The organism is Tessaracoccus luoxuelianae (assembly GCF_055326245.1).
In genome coordinates this window covers 153,126-176,688 of sequence record NZ_JBUZNO010000005.1, presented here as the reverse complement: position 1 = coordinate 176,688, position 23,563 = coordinate 153,126, and the positions used below count along the sequence as shown (strand labels likewise).

Genomic DNA, 23,563 nt, shown 5'->3' with positions numbered 1-23,563 from the left:
CGGACTGCGACTCACGGGCGGCCAAGGCGCCTTCATCATCACGCCCACCGGCACCGCCGGCGAGATCTCTGGCGTCGTCGCCCTCGTCGGGTTGCCCATCCGGATCTCCGCGGCGCTGACCCTGCAGCTCAACTCCATCCAGGTGGGTGGCCAAGGCGTCGTCGTCAACGAGGTCTTCCAGTTCGCCGGCGTGACGGTGGCCACGACCACGCAGGGCACGGGTTCGGTCAATGAGGTCCAGCGGATCGACGTGCAGGCACCCGCCGGTAGCTTCACGCTCTCCCTCGACGTCAACCTCAACGGCCACATCGACGACGGCGAAACCACCGGCGCCATCGCCGTCGGCGCGGCAGCCTCCGTCGTCGAGACGGCACTCGACACGCTCGTCGGCGGCTCCGGCGTCGGGGTGACCGGGATCCTCGACGGCTCTGCCGTCGTCGGCTACACCGTGACCTGGGGAAGCGTCGGAAACAAGGCGGCCTTCCAGCCCAACATCCGACTGCTCTCGCTCCCCAAGGGCCCGTTCGTGCGCGTCGCGGCGGACGACATCGAGATCACCTTCGTCATCAAGGACAACCCCGATCCCACGCCGGACGAGACGTTCCTGATCACCGCGGACTTCGCGTTCGAGCGCCTCGGCACCGGGCTGACGGCGATCACGCGCATCGCGCTGGCCAACCTCACCATGGGCGAGGGGCAGCAGATCGGCGCCGTCAGCGCGGCGAACAACCCCGGCATCGTCTCGGGCACGGGCTTCATCGTGATCTTCCCGGCCGGATCCGACACCAACTCCGGTGCGCCGACCGTCACCACCACCGGCGGCGTCGCGGGCATCATCACCGGCGAGGCCAAGATCACCGTGCCCGGCTTCACCGGCGGAGCCTCGCTCGGCTTCCGGTTCAACACCACCGACGTCGCCGTCACCCAGTCCATCGTGGTCGACGGCGAGACCATCAGCCTCAACGTCAGGGCACCGCTCGCCACCGAACCCACCGGTGTGTTCGAGTTCGTGGTCCAGAACCTCGACTTCAACTTCGGCGATCCCCCCATCCTGGAGATTCGCGCCGGAGAGTTCTCGGTCGACGGCAGCGGCAACTTCGATGGAGACGGCCTCGAGATCTTTGTCGGCTCCGGCCCGTCGATGATCGACGGCGCCCTCAACCCCCAGGCCATCGGCGTCCTGATCAAGAACGCCGCAGTCTCCTTCCGTTCGGACAGCACCGGCTGGGCCCTCCGGGCAACCGGAACGATCGCCCTGCTCGGCCTCGACGGGCTGGGCATCACGGGCACGGTCGCCTTCCAGGTCAACACCTCGACGTCGAACATGTTCTCCTCGCTCGGGTCCCTGGGTGGCATGTCGGGCGGCGTCGACCCGGGCAGCTTCAGCCTGAGCATCACCTCCGTCGTCATCACGGCGGGCAACATCGCCACCCTGAGCGGCAGCCTCCGGGTCACGCGCCAGCCCAACGGGACCCTCGACCTCGCTCTGCTCAACGCGGTGGTCACCATCACGCTCGACGCGACAACGGTGGTGAGCCTCGGAGGCTTCGCGACCTTCACCATCTCGCCGGTGGCGGGATTCCAGCTCGGCACGTTCCGCGTCACCACCTTCAAGCTGTTCCCGAGCAGCCCGGTGCCCGCCCCCGCCGAGACGTTCCCGGTGCTGGTCACCGGCAACCTCGTCACCCCGCTGCGCGGCGCTGTCGTCTCGTCCGCGACGGCGATCACGGTCAGGTACAGCACCACATCGGGTCGGATCCGCACCAGCTCGGTGAACGGCGACGAACTCGAGGTCACCCTGAGCGGGAGCGGCACCCCGCTCACGCTCGGCGCTCCGACGCCGGTGTCCGGGAGCGCCAACACCTGGAGCTACGCCGTGACGATTCCGGCCGGGACGGCGATCGTCAGTGTGCGCTTCAAGGCCGGCACCGTCATCGCGGAGGACTCGGGCAGCCCCACGCCGTCGACCCAGGTCGGCACGATGGTCGGCTCGACCGAGCAGTTCTACACCTTCCAGGCCACCCCGCTGCAGCCCAAGCCCGGCCCCGTGGCGTCGCTCGCGGTCCCCAGCATCAGCCAGGCCCAACTCAACGCGCAGGGCTACATCGACATCTCTTACACGTCGCTGGCGAAGGACGACGCCGGTGCGCTGCTGCCCATCGACAAGGACTTCACGGCCAACGCGACCGTCGCCCCGTTCACAATCACCGGCCAGGTCGGCGACCTCAAGTACGTGACAGGCACCACTCCCGAGCTCCTCGGCGCCCCGATCATCGTGGCCGGCCAGGCCGCCGGCTCGACGTCGGTGACCTTCCGGTACTTCCTCAAGGACAAGAACACGGCCAACACCCTCGGCCTGTTCACCGGGACCGGCCCGATCACCATCCAGCTCGCCGCCAACGCCGCCCGCAGCGGCACGCTCACGAGCCAGGCTCAGACGCTCGTTCTCACGCTCGCGGCGAGCACCGTCGGCGAATCCACCTCCGGCGGCCCGATGACCCTCGGCCCGCTCACGCTGCAAGGCCCCACCGTGGGGCTGGGTGGCTTCGGGTTCTCCGACGGCAAGCTCATCGTTTCCGTCATCCTCGGCGTACAGCGCGCCTCGCTGTCCTTCGGCGGCGACCCGACCACAGGCGCCCAGTCGACGGCCCAGACCAACTCGGGCGTCACCGTCGATCTGCTCGGCCTCATGGGCTCCTTCGAGCTGGCCGTCGACGTGTTCGGGTTGCTCGGCGGCAACGTCGACATCAGCGCGACCGGCAAGTGGGGCATTCAGATCGCGTCCCTCGACGCGCAGATCCCGAACGTCGCGCGGCTGCAGGCCACCGGCATCCGCTTCGGCTACGACCCGAAGGGTGCCGCCGACCAGGAGATCATGCGGATCAACACCGCCACGATCACGTTCCCGTCGTTCGGCGTCACCGGCAGCCTGCGCCCCTACGACCCGGCACTCGGCTCCAACATCACGCGCAACAACGATCAGGCGCTCAGCACCGGCCAGATCCCGGGCCTCACCATCTACGGCAACGGCTTCCGCCTCGGCACGGCCGAACTCGCCTACGGGTTGCCGTCGACCCAGCCCGGTCAGACGCCCGACCCGATCGCGCCCGCCCAACCGGACAAGAAGATCACCCTCGGTAGCATCCTCGAGCTCGACGACATCCGCATCGGCATCTCGGGCCTCGAGGTCCGCTTCCCGGCCGCCGGCGCGCCCAGCACCGAGCCGGCGGGCTTCACCGGCGTCATCTACATCGCCACCGGCGGCGCCAAGCTGTTCCCGGGTAAGTCCTTCGGGGCCACGCTGTCGGACCGGCTGACTGCCGACGACAAGCGGCCCGACGGCACGATGGACGACGAGGCGTTCCGGATCGCCCTGACGTTCGCCGACGGCAGGGTGCAGGCGTTCCAGCTCACCGTCGACACCCTGGAGATCCGCCTCGGCACGTTCGTGACGCTGACAGCGCGGGACTTCCGGCTCGACACCGGCGCCACCGGCTCCGCACTGATGGCCAGCTTCGGCGCGGTGGGCGCGAAGGTCACCATCGGCTCGCTGGCGATCGCCGGCGAGGGCCGCAACTTCGCCATCACCGGCGACGGCTCCTTCAAGGCCCTGCCCGGCTTCGGAGTGTTCCTGTCCATCGGCTCCGCGACTGGCGACAGCTTCAAGTGGCCGTCGTTCCTGCCCGTCCGGATCGACGCGATCGGCATCCAGTGGGACGACGTCGAGAACGCCCCCGGAGACTTCGTGCTCATCCTGTCGGCCAGCGTGACCGGAATCCAGGGTCTCAGCGGCCTGCAGATCACCGGCGCCATCCAGGGCATCCGGATCCAGCCGTCGCTCCTGGCTGAGGGCAAGTTCCCGATCATCGGCATCGACGCGCTCGGCGTGAGCGTCAAGGGCAAGATGTTCGGCGGCGAGGTCTCCGCCAGCCTCGTGGGCGGCATCCTCAAGCTCGATTCGCTGTACAACATCATCGGCGTGTTCGACACCACCACCCCGGTGGCGCGTCGCGTGCTGTACTTCGGGCTCGAGGGCACCATCTCCATCGCAGGGCTCGCCGGCTTCGGCATCCGCCTGGGTCTGTCCGAACTCGGGCCGCTGCAGGTGTTCCTGTCGGCCAACGTGCCGGGCGGGATCCTGCTCGAACCCAACTCCGGCCTGGCGATCAACGACTTCTTCGGCGGCGTCGAGTTCTTTACCACGCTCCCGACCATCGACGACCCGTTCGCGCTGCGCTCCTCGGGGTTCCAGCTGCCGACGTCCCTGACGGCGGACCAGTGGCTGGCCCAGCTGCAGACGCAGGTCGCGAACCAGGTCAAGGCCATCGCGGCGGATCCGAGCAGGAGCGGGTTCGCGGCCGCGTTCACCTCACCCATGGTCATCACCGGCTCCGCCAAGATCTACTCGATCTACACCTCGCAGGCCGTGTTCAACGGCCAGGTGATCGTCAAGATCTCCACCGACGGCAAGATCCTCATCATCGGCAAGCTCAACTTCGCCGCCGACAACATCTCCATCAGCGGCCGGCTCTACGCCGACCTGTCGAAGGTGGCCACCGGTAGCGTCACGATCCTGTTCCTCGCCGACATCCCGGACCAGGTGCGCCTGCTCACCCTCTACGGCAAGCTCAAGATGGGCTTCAAGAACTCCTCCGGTCAGGAGGTCACCTTCGACGTGGCCGACCTGCCCGACCCGACGGCGACCGCGACCGCGCCCGTCGTCACGCTCGGGTCCCCGTCGGCCAACGGCGGAAGCGTGCAGAACACGGTCATCAACCAGGCCGGCACCAAGTACGTCGACGTCGTCTTCACGCCGCCGCCCGGCGCCAGCCTCGACCTCAGCACCATCCTCGGCCAGAGTGGCGACTTCACCCTGACCGGTCCCGGGGCCGCCCGCACCATCGTCGCGCCCGTGCCGATTCTTGCGGTCACCACGGACACCGGCATCGAGTTCCTCGCGATCACCATGCTCGTCGACGACACGGGCGCGTACTACATGAATGGCAGCACCCGAGTCGACGTGCTCCCCAAGACCGACGGCATGACGGACGAGCAGCTCAAGGTCGCCGCCCTCCGGGCACTGGGGATCACCCGGTTCCGCTACGCGGTCGGCTCAGGCGACTTCGCCATGGGCACCTGGACGCTGACATTCGCCGCCGACGTCGTGAAGAACGCCTCGATCACGACCGACTCCGGCACGACCCCTGGCGCCGGCAACGCGGCAACCACCCTGACCTTCACGGTCGTCGGCACCACCGCGACCGTGTCCAACCCCACGCCAGGGGCGTCCATCGACATCAACGTGCTCAACGGCCGCGGCTGGATCGACGTGACTTTCACGAAGCCGACGTTCTTCACCATCGACCCCGCGTCGATCACCGACCTCGCGCCCGAGTTCGCGCTCGGCGGGGCCGGCCTGGGCACCGTCAAGCTCGAAGGCGCATTCGCGCCCGCGCTGGTGACGACCACCTCGACGACGATGACCTACCGCTACTGGCTCAGCGGCCGGTTCGCCCCCTCGGGCGGCGTCACAGTGACCTTCCTGGCCGGCTCGTGGTCGTATCTGTTCACCGTCACGGCCCCGCTCATCGTCACCGACGCGCCCGAGGAACCCGGCGCCGGCAGCGTCGCCGTCGTGTTCCCGGCGGGCGGCCAGTACGGCATCCCGGCCGGCTTCACCGTCGACCCCGACTCCGTCATCAACCGGCTCGCCGGACTCTCCTTCGCCGGCTCCGGGTGGGACATCGAGCGCGACCTCACCGCCCCCATCACCGCCACCGGCGCGCCGGGCGAGTTCCGCATCCCAGTCCAGGTGACCGCGGTCGGAGGCGCGGCCCTGACCGCCGCCCTCACCTCCGCGCCGATCGGCTATGTCGGTTCGGTGACCGCGGGTACGCAGGCGGGCGTCGTCGCGATCACCCCGCGTGGCTTCATCGACGTCGACTTCACCAAGCCAACGGCGTCCGGCGTGACCCTCGACCTCGCGTCCATCCTCGATCTGGCCGCCGAGTTCGAGCTCTACGGCGAGGGCCTCGGCAGCGTCCAACTCGACGCCACCCGCGCTCCCGTCCAGCTCACCTCCGGCGTGCCCAGCACGGTGCTGCGGTTCCGCTACTGGCTGACCGGCCAATACGACGCAGGCTTGTCGGTGACGCTCACCGCGATCGCCGGCAGCTGGTCCTACCTGCTTGCCACCGCGGCGCTGTCCGCCACCCCGACCATCAATCTGGCGATCGGTGCCGGCACCGTCAGCACCACCCTCACCGTGACCCTGCCGTCCATCCCGGCCGGATACAGCCTCGATGAGGCCTCCGTCGAAAGCCTCGCCTTCCTCAGCGGCCTCACATTCACCGCAGGCACCGCCGGGTGGACCGTCGTGGCCGACACCTCGAGCTCCATCTCGGTCGCCGGCAGCACCCTCCTGATCCCGGTGCACGTCTTCCGCGACACCACGGCGGCCGCAGGATCGAGCACGGTGCAGCTCAACGCCCTCAGCCTCCCGCTCCTCGCCGCCACGACCGCCGATCTGCCCGGCAGCACGTTCACCGCACCGGCCCGCACCTTCGTCGACGTGCCGCTCACGGCTCCCACCGGCCTGAGCATCGACCAGTCCAGCATCGGCATCAACGACATCACACTCACCGTCAACGGCTCCACGGTCGCCATCACCGGCTTCCAGATCCTCGCGCTGGTCGACGGCATCCTCTGGGTGCGCTACACCTTCGGCACGCCGATCGCCGCCGGTGACGCCGTCGTCGTTACGGCGACGGGCGCCTGGACACTGCTGACGTCCACCGGCAGCACCTACGGAGGCGCGGCCCCCGATACCGGGACCCAGGCAGGCGTCCCCGTTGCCGTGACGTTCGGCACCGACTCGACTCCCGTGGTGGCCCGCGTGTCCAGCCGCACTCAGAGCTACCTCGACGTCACCTACATCCCGTCCGTCAACCCCGTCGTGGGTGGCGTGCCGTTCGACATCACCCACTCGTCGATCGACCTCGACGAGTTCACCCTCACCGGCGCCGGCACCGGCACCGGAATCCAGATCCTCCAGGCGGTGTTCATGGGGGGAACCACCTGGCGGTACCTGCTGTCGGGAACCTTCGTCGCCGGGGCGGTCGTCATCACGTTCGATCTGCACAACGTCACCGACACCTCGGGCCGCGGCCCGCCGCCTGTCGGCACCCTCTTCGCCAAGGCCTTCCAGGTCGTCGGGGCAACGGGTGACGTCGTCCGCAACATCCCCGACAACCCCGCCACCACCGACGTCGACGAGTCCGCCACCGTACCCCTCGCAGGGGCGACGATCGGCCGCGACCTCCTCAACCAGCTCAAGTACCTCGAGATCCGCTTCCGCGGCACCTCGGGTTCCGACCTCGACCACACCACCATCAGTGGCGACGAGATCGAGTTCCGTGGACCCGACGGCGCGCTCATCGCCCTCGGTGCCCCGGTCCGCGTCGGCACCTCCAACGTCTACCGCTACAGCTTCACCGCGACCCTTGCCGCCGGCACGTACACCATCACCTTCCTGTCCGGCCGCTTCGCCGATCTGACCGGCAACCTCAACGCGGCCGAGACGGAGACGCTGTATGTGGCCTCGCCCACCACGTCGATCACCAACCCCGGCGCCGGGTCCGTCGTCGACAAGGTCGAGTACTCCGCCGAGCTGAAGGGTCGCGGGTGGATCGACATCACGTTCGGCCCCTTCGGCGGCAAGGCCATCGACCCGACGTCGATCCTCGACGCGGACCCCGAGATCAGGCTCAGCGACGCCGCGGGCGACCTCACCGTCATCGGCGCACCGGTCCTCGTCAGCGGGACGACCTACCGCTACTTCTTCTCCGGCTACACCTCGGGCACGCTGACCGTCGCGTACATCGACTTCTCGTGGTCCAACATCGACGGCGTCCTCTTCTCCGCCGTTGACCACACCGCGCCGTCGGCCGAGGCGCCCACCGCCGATGCGCTCGCCAAGCGCATCTGGCTGTCGGTCAACCTCACCCCGACCTTCGGCACCACCGTCAACGTCTCCACGCTCGGTGCGACGGACTTCACCCTGACCGGTGCCGGCCTCGTCGGCCTCACCTTCGTGGGCGTCGGGTTCGTGCCCGACGGATCGCCGGACGGCCGCGGCGTCGCCTACTACGCGTACACGTCGGCCAGCCCGATCTCGCTCACCGCCGGCACCCTCACCTACACGTTCGCGGCCGGTGCCTGGGCGGATTCGGCGGGCAACCTGCCGACCGGCGGCACGCAGTCCGTGCGCGTCATCGAGCAGGGCACGTCGTTCTTCATCGAGCTGTCCGGCGGCATCATGCTTCAGCTGGCCGACGCCCTGCCCGAGCCGCTGCTGCACATCACTGCCGAGGTCATCCTCGAGATCGACTTCGCTCGCGCCTCGTTCATCCTCACCTTCCAAGGCCAGATCCAGGTCTACGGCCTCGGCACCATCGGAGCCACCGCCGGCCGATTCGTGCTGGTCATCGGCGACGAGAGCACCAACCCGATGTACCCCGTGCCGCAGCTGTGGGGCGTTGCGTCCATCGAGACCAACTTCGAGGCTCTCGAGCAGTACGGCCTCTACCTCTCCGGCTCGGCGCAGCTGCGCATCAACCTCACCAACGAGGTCAAGACCGAGACGCTGACCCTCAAGGGCGTCGGCCCCGGCGGCACCGACCTCACCGAGACCTTCGTGCTGCAGCCGTTCAGCTTCGGCTTCCAGATCGTCGGACAGCTCATCGTCGCTCCCGGCGGCAACGAACTGATGCGGGTCCAGGGCGGCGTGTATCTCAACATCTCGCTCAACCCGCCCACACCGTCGATGGACCTGTTCCTCACCGGCACCCTGTCCTTCGGATCGGGCTCCGCGCGGCTGGAGTACGGCTCGGTCACCGGCGTGCTGATGATCTCCACCGTGCTCGACCCCGTCACGGGTGAGATCCCCGGCGTGGCGGGCAGCATTCGCGTGTCCACCGGCGTGGGCATCGGCCTGCCGAACGTCGGCTCCCTGTTCTCGGCCTCCGGGTCGGTGTCGGTGATCTTCAACACCACGCTCGTCGAGCAGTCCTTCACGGTTCCGACGGCGTTCCTGCCGCTGCTGCTGCCGGGCCAGTCGCCCACGTTCGTCATCCCCGCTTCGGCACCCGGACTCGACGGTGCCCCGATCCCCGACGCCGCCCCGGAGATCTACATCAAGGCCGTGATCGAGGCCGAGCTGACCATCGGTGGCGCCTTCACGCTCACCGGCATGCTGGGCATCACCGCGGCCGGCAGCGGATCGACCGCCCGCCTCGAGGTGACCGGCATCGTCGGCACCACCATCCCGTACCTCGGCGCGCTCACGGGCAGCATCTACCTGGCCGTGTACGTCGGTGCTCGGACCGGTGTCGTCGGGCGCGTCCAGCTCACCCTCGGCGCGAACAGCATCCCGGGCGTCAGCCTCAACGGGCAGTTCCTGCTGGAGATCAACACCTTCACGTCGACGCAGACCATCCAGTCGTTCGCGCTCGACACGCGCGAGGTCAACAGCCGCCAGGTGTTCAACGGCTTCCAGCGCGACGGCTTCGGCAACCTCGTCGTCACGAACCAGACCATCAACATCGTGGCCGGCTTCCGCCTCGAGTTCGGCGGCCACCTCATCGTCAGCAACGTCCTCGACATCGACGGCCACGTCGTGTTCTCTCTGGCCACCAGCGGCATCACGCTGGTCGTCAACGGGTCGGCCTCGCTGCAGTACCTCGGCGCGGTCTACATCACCGACTCCGGCTTCTCCATCACGAACAAGGGCCTTGTCGCCCGCATCGACATCCGCCTCGGGGCGGGGTTCGGCGGCTCCGTCGGGCTCGGGTTCAATGTGTCCGCACTCTTGGAGCTCAACACGACCGGTGGCGACTTCGTGCTCGGCAGCACCACAGTCAAGCCGGGCTTCCTGCTGCGCCTCGACGGCTCCATCACCCTCGGCTTCGCGAAGGGCAGCGGCTACGCCGAGATCCGCATCGGCGGCGGCGCCTTCGTCATGAAGTTCGGCGTCGCGTTCGACCTCGCCGGCCTCAAGTTCATGGCCGACGGCGTGGCCGGCGTGTACAGCGACGGCATCGTCATGAAGGTCGCGGTCGGTGTGTCCGCCGACGCCTTCATCTTCAGCCTGAGCGCCTCCGGCACGCTGTCGATCAACACCACCCCCGGCGTGCGCGAGGGCGTCGAGCGTGGCTTCAAGATGGAGCTCACCGGTTCCGTGACCCTGCTCAAGCTGTTCAGCTTCAACGCGGGCTTCACGATCGAGGTCGGGCGGGCGCGCCCCGATGCCGACTTCCAAGCCGGCGACTGGTACCTCAAGGCATACGCGAGTCTCAGCTTCTTCGGGTTCAACCTCAGCGGCGACATCTTCCTCAGCTCCGAGGGCGACTTCAGCCTGAAGCTCTCCGGCCGCATGCAACTCGGCGGCAGCTTCATGGGCATCCGGGGAAGCTTCTCGCTCGAGGTGTCCTTCCTCAAGCACGTGGACGCCTGGGGCATCACCTACTACACGATGTTCATCGGCGGCTCGGCGAGCGTCGAGGTGTACTTCGACTTCAAGATCTTCGAGATCTCCCTCGGGGTGGGGTTGGAGCTGTCGGTCAGCGCGGACTCCCGCGACGCCGACATCAACGGCAACGTGCCGCTGAAGTTCCGGATCACCGTGCGGTTCAAGGTGCTCGGCACCTGGTACTCCCGCAGCGACACGTTCACCATCGGCACCGTGACCTTCCCGGTCGTGCCGTACCTGGCCAGCAACGGCCGCACGGACTACGGCGCCGACGCGGGCACGTCCGGCACGTACCGCAACCTGCGCGCCTGGACGCCCACCGACACCCAACTGTTCCTCAACGTCGGCGCGCTGCCGCAGCGCACCGCCCGCAACGTGGCCGGCACCGTGGAGAACGAGACCGTCCTCATCGAGCAGCTCGGCGCCCTGGACGGCAGCGGACGCGCCACGATCAAGGTCTCCGCGTTCGGCTACGAGAAGACCTACCAGCATGTCGCGCGCGTCTACGGCTATTTCGGCAGCGGTGTCGACTCGGTCACGGTCGACCCCAGCGTCCAGATCCCCGTCATCCTCGACGGCGGCGCCGCCAACGACACGATCGTCCTGCACGGCTCGCCCGCCCTCCCGTCGGGCACGCTGGCGGGCGACGCGTCGCTGTGCGCCGTCTACACCCCGGCCGCCCCCGCCTCCTTCGCGGGTAGCGTCCTTTGCGGCGGCGACAACGACGACACCATCACCGTCACCAACGCGGCCTCCGCGGTGGTCCACGGCGGCGGCGGCGCCGACACCATTCGGCACACGGGCACCGGCGACGTTCGCTTCTACGGCGGCGACGGCAACGATCTGCTCGTCGGCAACGCCCCCGACGCGAAGCTGTACGGCGAGGGCGACGACGACACCCTCGAGGGCTCGGCCGCGCTCTACAACGGCGGTGCCGGCAACGACACCATCGTCGCCACCTCCTCGATCTTCACCAGCACCGAGGCCGTCCCGGTGGTGGGCGGCACCGGCACCGACACGCTCAGCGTCGTCCTCACTGGCAGCGCAGACAACTACCTGGTCAGCAAGCCCTCCACCGCCAGCCCGGTGGGCATCCTCACGCACACGCTCGGTGGTCTCACGAAGGACTCCTCGGGCATCGAGAACCTCCTCGTGGACGCCGGAGCGGGATCCGACCAGATCACACTCGACGACATCACCGGCAACGCGTCCGGCATCCTGACCATCGGGATCACGCTCGGCACCGGCGGCACCGACGTGGTTACCATCCTCGGCAACTCCGGCGCCGACACCTTCAGACTCGGCACCGCCGGGACCGCGACCACCGTCACGCGCGAGGCGCCGAACGGCTACACCGTCTCGATCATCGGCGGCGTGCGTGCCCAGGGTGACCGGCTCTTCGTCCGCGGCCGCGGTGGCGACGACACCATTGACGCGTCCCTCGTGTCCCTCGATCAGCTCGCGCTCGTCCTCGACGGCGACGATGACACTGCCGTTGTCGCCGACGGCAACGACACGCTCATCGGCTCCAGGTTCGACGACACCTTCTACCTCGGTGGCGGCGACGACACCGTCACCGGCGGGCTCGGCCGCGACACCTTCTTCGATGACGGCGGCACCAACACGCTGGTCGAGTCGTTCGAGGGCGTGGACTTCGGCCTCTACGACAACCTGTTCGTCGTCGGCCTGGCCGTCGGCCTCAACTTCGGCGTCGGCTCCGTGGCCGAGGACCTGCTCGACATCTTCGCCATCGCGCGCCTCACCTCCACGGGCGACCGGGCCACGACGATGCTCATCGGCGACGCCGACGGCACCGTCACCGTCGCCGGTTACGTGCTGACCGCAGACGCATGGACCGGCACCGCCTACCTCGACGCCGGCCCCGGCAACGACCTCGTCCGCGTCGAGCTGACCCGCTCCACCGGCATCGCCGTCCACGTCGTCGACACCGCCGGCTCCGACCGCCTCGTCGTCCAGGGCACCACGGCGCCCGACGACCTCATCCTCGACGTCGTCGCCTCCCCGCCCATCGGTACGCAGGCCAACCAGATCCAGCGCGTCTCGTTCACGGCCGGCGGCGCCATGACCGTGCTGGGGACGATCACCCACGGAGGCGTCGAACTGGTCGAGATCAACACCCTGACCGGTGGCGACCGGATCGCGGTCCGGGCCCTCCAGGTGGAGACCCGCATCGCCACCGGCGAGCACACCGACCGCATCGCCGTCGGCTCCAACGCCGCCGGCACCGGCACCACCGCCACGCTCTGGACCAACATCGGCGGCACCGTCGACGCCGTCGACGCCAAGCTCACCGTCATCGGCGGCACCGGACCCGCCGCCATCACCGGCAACGACCTGCTGGCGATCGACGACACGGGTGACACCGCGGACAACACGGGCGAGCTCACCTTCGACTGGATCACCGGCCTCGGCATGGGCGTCGGCATCAACTACACCGGCGTCGAGTTCCTCACCATCGACCTCGGTTCCGGGGCCGACACCTTCACCATCCACAGCACCCACACCGGCAGCACCGCGCTCACCACCAACGACGGCGCCGACCTGGTCGTCGTGCGCAGCGTGGCCGGGACCACCTCGATCGACACCGGCGCCCAGGACGACGTCGTGCGCATCTCGTCGACGCTCACCGGCATCGGCGGCGAGCTGACGGGCATCACCGCCCCGCTCGGCATCACCGGCGGGACCGGCTCGGACACCCTCTACCTCGACGACGCGGCCACCGCGCTCGACCGCATCGGCGTCGTCACCGGCACCAGTGTCTCCGGCCTCGGCATGACCGGCGGCGCCCCGACGCCCAGCCTCGTGCAGGTCGTCACCGTCACCGGCGCCAACGATGGACGCTTCGCGCTCGCCGTCACCGGGTACGGCACCACCGGCCAGCTGCTCTTCGACACCTCGGCCGCGCGCATGCAGGAGCTCCTCGAGGCGCTCGTCGGCGTCGGCAACGTGCTCGTCACCAAGGCCGGCGACCGCTGGACCGTCGCCTGGGCCGGAGACCTCGCCGGAGCCGACGGCCGGCTCGCGACCCTCGGCATCGTCCCCGTCACCGGCCACGACCTCACGGGAACGGGCAGCGTCACCACCGGCGTCCTCGCCATGACCGACGGGACGGTGGACTACCTCGACTTCGAACTGCTGGACCTCACCCTCGGGGCGGGAGACGACGTGCTCAACATCGACTCCACCCACGCCGCGACCACAGTGGTGCACGCCGCCGACGGCGACGACCGGATCGCCATCGAGTCGCTGGCCGGCGCCACCACCGTCGAGGGCCAGGCCGGCAACGACTGGTTGCTCCTCAACCCCGTCCCGGGTCCGCTCGGCCCGCTCGGCGAGCGCGTCAACCACATCGAGGGCCAGCGGCTCACCCTGGACGGCGGCGCCGACTCCGACACCTTCGTCATCGAGCTGTTCGGCGTGGGCAACAGCCGCATCGACGTCCTGGACCAGATCGGCGGCACCAACGTCCTCGCCGTGGGCGGCTCCGCTGGCGACGACACCTTCCTGTTCCGCCGCGGCATGATCGCGCAGATGTCGAACAAGGTCTCGGGCCTGTTCCGGGACGCCGAGGTCGTGACCTACGGTCCCACGATGACCGGTGGCGTCGTGGTCGACGCCCGTGGCGGCGACGACGCCCTCGCCTTCGACGACACCTCGTCGATCCTCACCGTTCTCGGCGGCACCGGCAGCGACATCTTCCGCTTCGGCCAGCTGTACACCGACTACATGGTCGCCACCCCGGCACCCGGCAGCGTCCAGGCCGCCCTCGGCTTCGCGGACTTCGCCATGCCGACCTCCGAGGGCGACCCGGACTTCGGCGACTACTTCTTCGACTCGACGCGCGGCTGGCTCACCAACGGCGTGTCCTACACTGCGCACGTCCACGGCGGCTCCGGCGACGACATCTTCGAGGTCTTCCGGAACGTCGCCACGCTCAACCTGTACGGCGAGGCCGGCGACGACACCTTCATCGTGCGCTCCTTCGTCGACGAGTCCGAGCTGACCGCCCTCGACGCGGGCGAGGGCCGCAACTTCATCCAGTACGCCGCCAACGCGCCGGTCAACATCGACGGCGGCTCCGGCTTCGACACGCTCATCGTCATCGGCACCGAGTTCGCGGATGTGTACGTCATCACCGCCGACGGCATCTACGGGGCCGGTCGCGTCGTGCGCTACGTCAACGTCGAGCGGGTGTCCGTCTACGGCACGGAGGGCGACGACGTCTTCCATGTGCTCTCGACCAACCCCGAGGTGGAGCTGTCGCTGTTCGGCGGCCAGGGCTCCGACCGCGTCGAGGTGGGCAGCCAGGCCCCCGCCGTCCAGGCCGACGACCTGCTCGGCCACACCGGCCTCATCCGGCACTCGGTGGAGAGCACCGTGGCCGGCAGCGCCCTGGAGGGCATCCCCGTCGACGGCATCGCCGCCGAGATCATGGACAACGACGAGCCCATCGTCGTGGTGGCACCCGTGGCCGGCCAGCTGGTGATCCCCGAGGACGGCACCGAGGGCCAGCTCACCGTCCGCCTGACCTACCAGCCCACCGTCGACGTCACGGTCACGCTGTCGGGGCCCCCGGTCAACCCGTTGTCCCCGAGCCGCGACCGCGCGCTGGAGTTCTGGACGGGCACCGAGTGGGCCACCTCCGTCACGCTGACGTTCACGGTTGCCGACTTCGCCGTCCAGCAGACGGTCCGGGTCCGCGCCACCGACGACATCGCCGCCGAGGGCGAGCGCTCCCACCCGATCGACGCCATCGTCGCCGGCGGGAACTACGAGGGCGCCCCGGTCGTGACCACCTTCGTCCGGGTCCTCGACGACGAGACACCCGACGTTGCGGTCATCGAGCCCGACGGCGGCGTCAGCGTCGTCGAGCCCGTCGGGGCCGTCGGCGGCACCACGGTCGACTACACCGTGCGGCTCACCCGACAGCCCCTGGCGAACGCCACCGTCGAGGTCACCGCACCCGACGGCCTCCAGATCTCCCTCGACGGCACGACGTGGGTCAGCGTCCTCATCCTGACCTTCACGCCCCCCGACTGGGCGAGCGACCGCGTGCTCAAGGTGCGCGCCGAGGACGACGGCGTCGTCGAGGGCCAGCACATCGAGACGATCACCACTCGGCTCACCTCGAGGGACGCGATCAACGGCGCCATCTCCGCGCCCGGCGGCGTTCCCACCGAGTTCGGCTTCGCCTCGGGCCTGCCCGCCGGAGCGCTCAAGGGCTTCACCGTCCTGATCACGAGCGGCGCGGGCGCGGGCCAGACGCGCCTCATCTGGGACAACACCGGCTCCTTCATCGAGGTCGAGGGCGAGTGGGACGTCGCCCCCTCCGTCGGCGATGCCTTCGTGATCCTCGGCTACTCGGCGCCCGCCACGACCGATTCGCTGGTCGGCACGACCACGGCCATCTCTGCGGACCTCACCACCATCACGGTGACCGGAGTCGCGCTGCCGACGGCCGACGGTGGACTGGCCGGCGCCCTGCTGCGCCTCGTCGGCCTCGACGGCCCGGGCACGTACCGCACCATCGCCTGGAACACCGCCACCACCATCACGGTGACCGACCCCTGGACCTCCGACACCTTCACTCTCGGCGTCACCGAGATCTACGTCGCCGAGCTCCTCGGTGTCACGGTCCCGCGCGTCGGCGTGCTCGTCCACGACGGCGACACCCCCGGCGTCGTCATCAGCCCCGACGGCGGCCCCATCCGCCTGGTCGAGGGTGCCGCCGGTGGCCAGTTCGGCACGTCGGCCACCTACACCGTGCGCCTCACCACCGCGCCGGCCGCGGGGGAGACCATCACCATCCGGGTGAGCCCCATCCGCTCGTACACCTACGGCAGCGACTGCGACACCAGCGACGGCTGCCTCGAGATCCAGCTCGAGTTCATCCTCGGCGCCGGCCAGAGCCTCGATGTCGACGGCAACCTCGTGCTGACCTTCGACGACACCAACTGGTGGATGGTGCAGCACGTCGAGATCCGCGCGATCGACGACCTGATCGCCGACGGCCACCTCGTCCAGGAGTTCGCGGACTCCGCACGCCGCACGCACCTCGTCCAGGGTCCGCTGTTCGTCTCCGGCGACCAGGACGACAACGAGTACCTCGACATCGACGACTACCTGCCGATCACCATGCCCGGTGAGAGCTCCGGCAACCCGCTGCCCGTCACGGCGAGCACGGCCGACGCGATCGAGTCCGCACAGATCGACTCCCTCGTCGTCCACAACGAGGACTCCCCGGCCAACGATGTCGGCGAGCTCACCTCGACCCGCATCACGGGCCTCGGGATGGCCGAGGACTACTCACTCGCCGGGCGCCCGGTGCTCGGTGGCATCCGGTACGAACTGTTCGAGGACCTCACGATCCTCCTCGGCTATGGCGACGACACCTTCACCGTCCACAGCACACATGCCGGCACCACGACGATCGACGCCGGCCTCGGGGACGACGCCGTCACCGTCCGCACCATCGACGGCCACACCAGGCTCGTGGGCGGCCCCGAAGCCCTGGCGTTCGGCCGCACGGACGACGACGAGTTCATCATCGGCAGCGAGACCAGCCTGCTCGACCTGCTGGCGGCGCTGCTGGTCCTCGACGGCGGCACAGGGCAGGACGTTGCGACGCTTCGTGACGACGGCGAGTCCGAGGACAACCTCGGCTGGCTCACCCAGGACACCGTCACCGGTCTCGACATGACCCCGCGCACCGGCCTCGACGAGGTGGGTCGCCCGCTCGACCGGCTGTACTCGGTGACCCCGCAGGCCGGCGCCACCCACTTCACGATCATGTTGTCGCAGCTCCAGGGCGACGACGCCGCGGGCATCGGCGCGCTGAGGTTCGCCGTCGGGACCTCCGCCGAGGATGTTCGGTTCGCCCTCCAGAAGCTCCTGTTCCCGACCACCTCCGGCGCCGACGACGGCGTGTCGATGAGCTGCGGCGAGGAGAACGACACGCGGTGCAGCGACAGCGTCTACGTCTGGCTGGTCGGCGGCACCTACGTCATCGGCTTCCGCGGCGAGGTCAACGAGGGCCTCGCGGACGACGACGAGACCACGCCGGAGCCCATCACGATCCTGCTGTCCGCGCTCGGTGACGGCGCGGTGGCCACCGACCTCGACTCCCGTGCCGGCATCCGCTACGTCGGTCTCGAGACCCTCAACCTGCAGCTCGGCGCCGGCGACGACGTGTTGAACGTCCGCGGCACCCTCCCCGTCACGAACGTCTCGTTCGGCACCGGCGACGACCGCGTGTACATCTCGTCGCGCGCCGACGTCGGCATCAACGACAAGCCGCAGTTCCTCGCCGGGCACCTCGACGACATCGACGGCACCCTCAACCTCGACCTCGGCGCCGGCCGCCACACCCTGCTGCTGAGCGACGAGGACGCGGGCGCCGGCGACGGCACCGTCGCCACCCCGGTCCTCATCACCGACGTCGTCGCCGCCGCGCAGACCCGCGACGCCGCCCTGGCCGCCCTCGGCGAGATCTTCGTCGTCGGCCTCGCCCCGGCCGGCATCTCCTGGCGCGCAGCCGCCGGCTCCACCGGCACCTTCGCCGACGGCATCCGCATCTGGACCTCCGGGTTCGCCGACCGCGTCGTCATCGACGGCACCCACGAGCGCGCGGGCGTGCGCACCACCACCTGGCTCAACACCGGCCTCGGCAACGACCACGTGACGGTCAACCTGACCGCGGGCCAGGACGGGTTCTTCGTCCTCAACACGCAGGGTCAGAACGACAACCTGCTCGACCTGACCGCAGACCTCGACGACGGCGACGAGCCGGCCGCGGCCGACCGCGTGGTCTCCGTCGTGGTCAACGGCACCACCACCATCCCGCTGAGCCGCTACACCGTCAGCTCGCGCCTCGATCTCATCGGACTGTTCGACTCGCTGGTGCCCGGCGGCTCCGTCGTCGTGACGCTGCACCTGACGTCGTGGACGGTTCAGAGCACCGGCTCGTTCGATCTGATGAACGACTCCGACGTCGTCGGCTACCGCGTCTGGGTCAACGGCCGGCTCCTGGCCGCCAGCGAAATCGCCGAGAGCGAGCTATCCGCCACAGACACGCGGCTCACGTTCGCCACGCCGAACCAGCGCGACGGCTCGACCGCACACGTCGTCGTCGAGGTCACCCGCACCTCCACCCAGAGCTTCGAGATGCCCGCCTCCGGCGCCATCCTGCCCGCCGGCGTAACCGACGACGACACCGTCGTCGGCACGGGATCCACCCTCCCGCTGGTCGTCTTCGGCGGCATCGGCAACGACGCCCTCCACGGAGGCACCGGCGGCGACATCATCGTCGGCGACCGCGGCCTCGTCCAGTGGGTCGACGCGGCGGGAGTGGTCGTGGCGCAGTCCGGCAACGGCGGCGTGGACGACTTCACCGACGGCGCCATCCGCCCGCTCGGGCTCGTGACCACGGTCGACCCGACCATCGGCGGAACCGACACCATCACCACCGGCATCGGGTGGGACCTGGTGCTCGGCGGCGCTGCGGGCGACCACATCACGACCAACCGCGGCGAGACGGCGGGCAGCCCCGACGCCGGCGGCATCGTCTTCGGCGACCACGGCTTCATCGACTGGGTGTCGCTCGACACCGACGTCACCGACATCGACCGCATCTGGTCCCTGGCCACGGACCTCGGCGGCGACGACACCGTCATCAGCGGCCTCGGCCACGACGTGGTGGTCGGCGGACTGGGCGCCGACGGGATCACCGCGTCCGAGGGCAACAACATTGTGATCGGTGACAACGGTCGGATCACGGCCGCGGCGACCGATGGGGTCGAGTGGGGTGTGCCGATCACGCTTGGGCTGGTGGAGACCCTGGACGCAGACATTGGTGGCGTGGACACGGTGACCTCGGGTGCGGGGAATGACCTCGTCCTGGGCGGCGCTGCGGGCGACGACCTGCAGGTCGGGGACGGGATCAATTACGTCTTCGGTGATCATGGGTTCATCGACTGGACCGCCGCCGACGCCGGTCGCACCTACACCGACTCCTCGGCGGGCGACGACATCGATCCCGCAGACTTCGACCGCGTGTGGTCGACCGACCCTGCCGTCGGCGGCGACGACACGATCATCTCCGGAATCGGCGACGACCTGGTCATCGGCGGCCCCGGGGCCGACACGATCACCGTCTCCGACGGCGTCAACGTGGTGCTGGGCGACAACGGCCGGTTCACCGCTTCGCTGGCTGTCGCCACCCCGAATTGGGGCACCCTGCCGCTGACCACAGGCACCCTCGAGACCACCAACCCGACGATCGGTGGCGTGGACACCATCACCTCCGGCTCCGGCCTCGACCTCGTTCTCGGCGGCGCCACGGGCGATGACATCTCCGTCGGCGCGAACCACGACGTCGCCGTCGGCGACCACGGGTTCATGGACCTGGCGGTGCGCGAGGGCAACCTCGTCGTGGTGACCATCACGGTCAACGCCAACGACCTCGGCGGTGCCGACACCATCCGCGGCGAGGCCGGCGAGGACATCCTCATCGGCGGCACGGCAAACGACCGCATCGACGGCGGCACCCAGCGTGACCTCATCTTCGGCGACAACGTGTCGCTCGACCGCTCCGGAAGCTTCGGCAACCACACCAACCCGCGGTTCCAGGTGCTCATCGGGACGACGATCTACTCCGTCGTCGGTGGCAACACGGCCGGCGCCTCCCAGGTCACCGGCAGCTGGCAGAACGACCCCGCGGGACCGACCGCCTGGAGCGACTTCCGGATCACCCTGCTCGACCACGACGCCGACACCGAAAGCGCGGCAACCGGGTCTGCTGCAGACCGCTTCGGCGACGACTACATTGCGGGCGGCGCGCATGACGACATCATCTTCGGTGCTCTGGGCGACGACGTCATCCAGGGCGACGGGTCCATCGACATCGCACTGACCGGCGGCGAGGACGTCTCCGCCGCCCGCGACGCCAACGGCTTCTTGGTTCTCAACCCGTCGTTCGAGGCGAGCACCGACGGCGACGACTACATCGAGGGCGGCGGCGGCGCCGACACCATCTTCGGCAACCTCGGCCGTGACGACATCATCGGTGGCAGCTCCAGCCTCTTCTCGCTGACCACGCCCGACCGTCGACCGGACGCTGCCGACTTCATCGTCGGTGGCGCGGGCACCCGCATCGGACGCAACAACGACGATGTCAGCGACGACGAAGACTGGGTCACCGTCGAGGGTCCCGTCGGCCACGGCCGCGACTCCGACACCATCGTCGGCGACAACGGCAACATCCACCGGCTCGTGGGCATCAACGGCACCGCCGGCAGCGGATACCTGACGTTCGCCTACGACAGGTACAGCGCCGTCGCGAACGAGCGGCTCATCCCGCGCGCCGTCGACCTGCTGGACTACACCCCTGGCGGCCCGGACATCCTGCCCGCAGCGCTCACCAGCGACATCTTCGGCGACGACGAGGTCCACGGCGAGTCCAGCGACGACACCGTCTACACCGGCGCGGGCGACGACTTCATCTTCGGCGACGCCGGCGACGACGACCTGATCGGCGGCTGGGGCCACGACTGGATCTCCGGCGGCACCGGCATCGACGGCATCCTCGGCGACGACGGCCGCATCTTCACAGCCCGCAACGGCACCGCCGAGCCCCTCAACGGCATCTCCGCCACCGAGCAGAGCACCATCTACACCCCCGGCAAGGTGCAGACCGCGATCCTGCACCCGACCGACCAGCTCAACAAGACAGTCGACCTCACCCCGTTCGCCGCCGACGGCGACTGGGCGAACCCGCTGAACGAGATCGACCACGCCAACGACGTCATCTTCGGCGGCTGGGACGACGACTTCATCCACGGCGGCTCCGGCGACGACGCCATCTCCGGCGCCGAGGCGCTGGTAGAGGGCTACGGTGTCGGCGGGGTCCGCAGCGACTTCTACCGTCCGTTCAACGACGGCCAGCTCCTCGGCTTCGACACCACCACCGCCATGTTCGAGCTCTACGACGAGTACGCACCCATGAGGAAGATCCTCGTGGGCAGCGGCGAGTGGTTCCTCAACTTCAGCCACCTCGACGGGCGTGCGGTCGGTGGCGGCTACTTCACTGATGGCAGCGACGTCATCTTCGGCGATCACGGCAACGACTGGCTCGTCGGCGGCACCGGTCGCGACACCCTGTGGGGCGGCTGGGGCAACGACCTCCTCAACGCCGACGACGTGCTCACCACCAACGGCGGCCTCAACGACGCTCCCGACACGCACACCACGTACGAGGACCGCGCGGTCGGTGGCGCCGGGCTCGACGTGCTCATCGGCAACACCGGCGGCGACCGCCTGATCGACTGGGTGGGCGAGTTCAACAGCTACCTGGTGCCGTTCGCGCCGTTCGGCCTCGGCACGGTCAGCCGTCAGGTGCCTCCGGGGCTGTACGACTTCCTCTACCAGCTGTCCGCCGCCCAGGGCGCCGACTTCACCGTCGCCCAGCTGGCCGGGCAGATGAGCGCCGCGCGCAACGGCGAGCCGTTCGGCGAGATCGGCCTCATCGTCCAGCAGGACGACTTCTGGCAGGAGCAGACCGGCGGCCCGCGCGACCCCCAGCCCGGCAACGTGCCCGGCGGCAAGCGCGACGTCCTTCGCGCGGCCGACTTCAACGACGCCACGGCCCAAGCCTTCTTCGCCGACTCCGGAGTCTTCGTGGCCTCCGGTGGCACGCTCAACGTGACCGCGACGTCGACCAGCGGCGACGCGGTGGCGGTGTACTACATCGACCAGTACTTGCCGATCTACTACGAGATCCACGCACAGGTCTACCTCACCAAGCCCACCGGCGGCTGGAAGGCCAACGCGTACGTCATCTTCGACTACTTCGCCCCCGATGACTTCAAGTTCGCCGGCGTCGACCAGTCCACCAACAAGCTGGTCATGGGCCGCCGCACCGCCGCCGGCTGGATCGTCGACGTGCAGAGCTTCATCCCGGGCGGCGTGAAGTACAACACCTGGTACACGATGCTCGTGGCCGTCAACGGAACCACGGTCACGGTGCTGTTGGGCGGCACGGTGGCGTTCACGTACACGTTCGCGCCGCGGATCATCGACGGCGTCGCGGTGGGGCTGAACAAGGGCTTCGTGGGAGTCGGGTCGAACCAGGCGCGCGGCAAGTTCGACAACATCTCGGTGGCCGTGCTGCCGCCGCAGATCACGCTGGACGTCACCGAGGAGTTTGACGACGGCGCAGGCCTGGCCGACGACGTGGAGCAGGGCACCTGGACGGCGAGCGACGGCGCGCTCACCGCCTCCGGCACGCCGACGGCGCCGGCGGTCACGCTACTGGATCTCGGCGACACCCTCGAGGCCAACTCGTACCTGGAGATCACCGCGAGGCTCACCCTCGGCGCCGGCGCCGTCGCGGGGATCGTGTACGACTTCTACAGCGTCGACGAGTTCAAGTTCATCGTCCTTGACGTCGCGGCGCGGCTGGTTGTCTTCGGCCACGTGGTGCACGGGCGCCTGGCCGTCGACGAGGTCGTCGCCTGGACGCTCGTGGCCGGGACGTCGTACACGATGCTGGTCACCATCAAGGGCGCGTCGGTGTCGCTGGTGCTCAACGGAGCGTTCGTCAGGTCGCGGGCGTACAACTCGGCATTGGCCGACGGCCGGGTGGGCCTGATCGTCAACGCGGGCTCGGCCTCCTACCAGTCTGTGCAGATCCGCACCGACGGGTGGAGTCCGCCGGATGCCATGCTCGTCGCAGATCCGGTCCCCGCTCCGTCCGACCCTGTCCCGGAGGATCCTGTCCCGGCGGATCCGGAGCCGACCGATCCCGTCCCGGCGGACCCGGAGCCGACCGATCCCGTCCCGGCGGACCCCGAGCCGACCGATCCCGTCCCGGCGGACCCCGAGCCGACCGATCCCGTCCCGGCGGACCCCGAGCCGACCGATCCCGTCCCGGCGGACCCCGAGCCGACCGATCCCGTCCCGGCGGACCCGGAGCCCGAGCCGGTCCCTGAGCCGACCAAGCCGCCCAAGAAGAAGTAG

General features: G+C 69.3%; 1 protein-coding gene (running past one end of the window). It reads left to right on the top strand.

The features are described from left to right. Window positions 1-23,563, top strand: the 3' portion of a protein-coding gene (locus ACZK39_RS09230) for a hypothetical protein (RefSeq protein WP_463613112.1). The gene continues 14,921 nt to the left of window position 1, outside the view; the window shows 23,563 of its 38,484 coding nt (coding positions 14,922-38,484); its start codon lies off the left edge, out of view; it ends in the stop codon at window positions 23,561-23,563.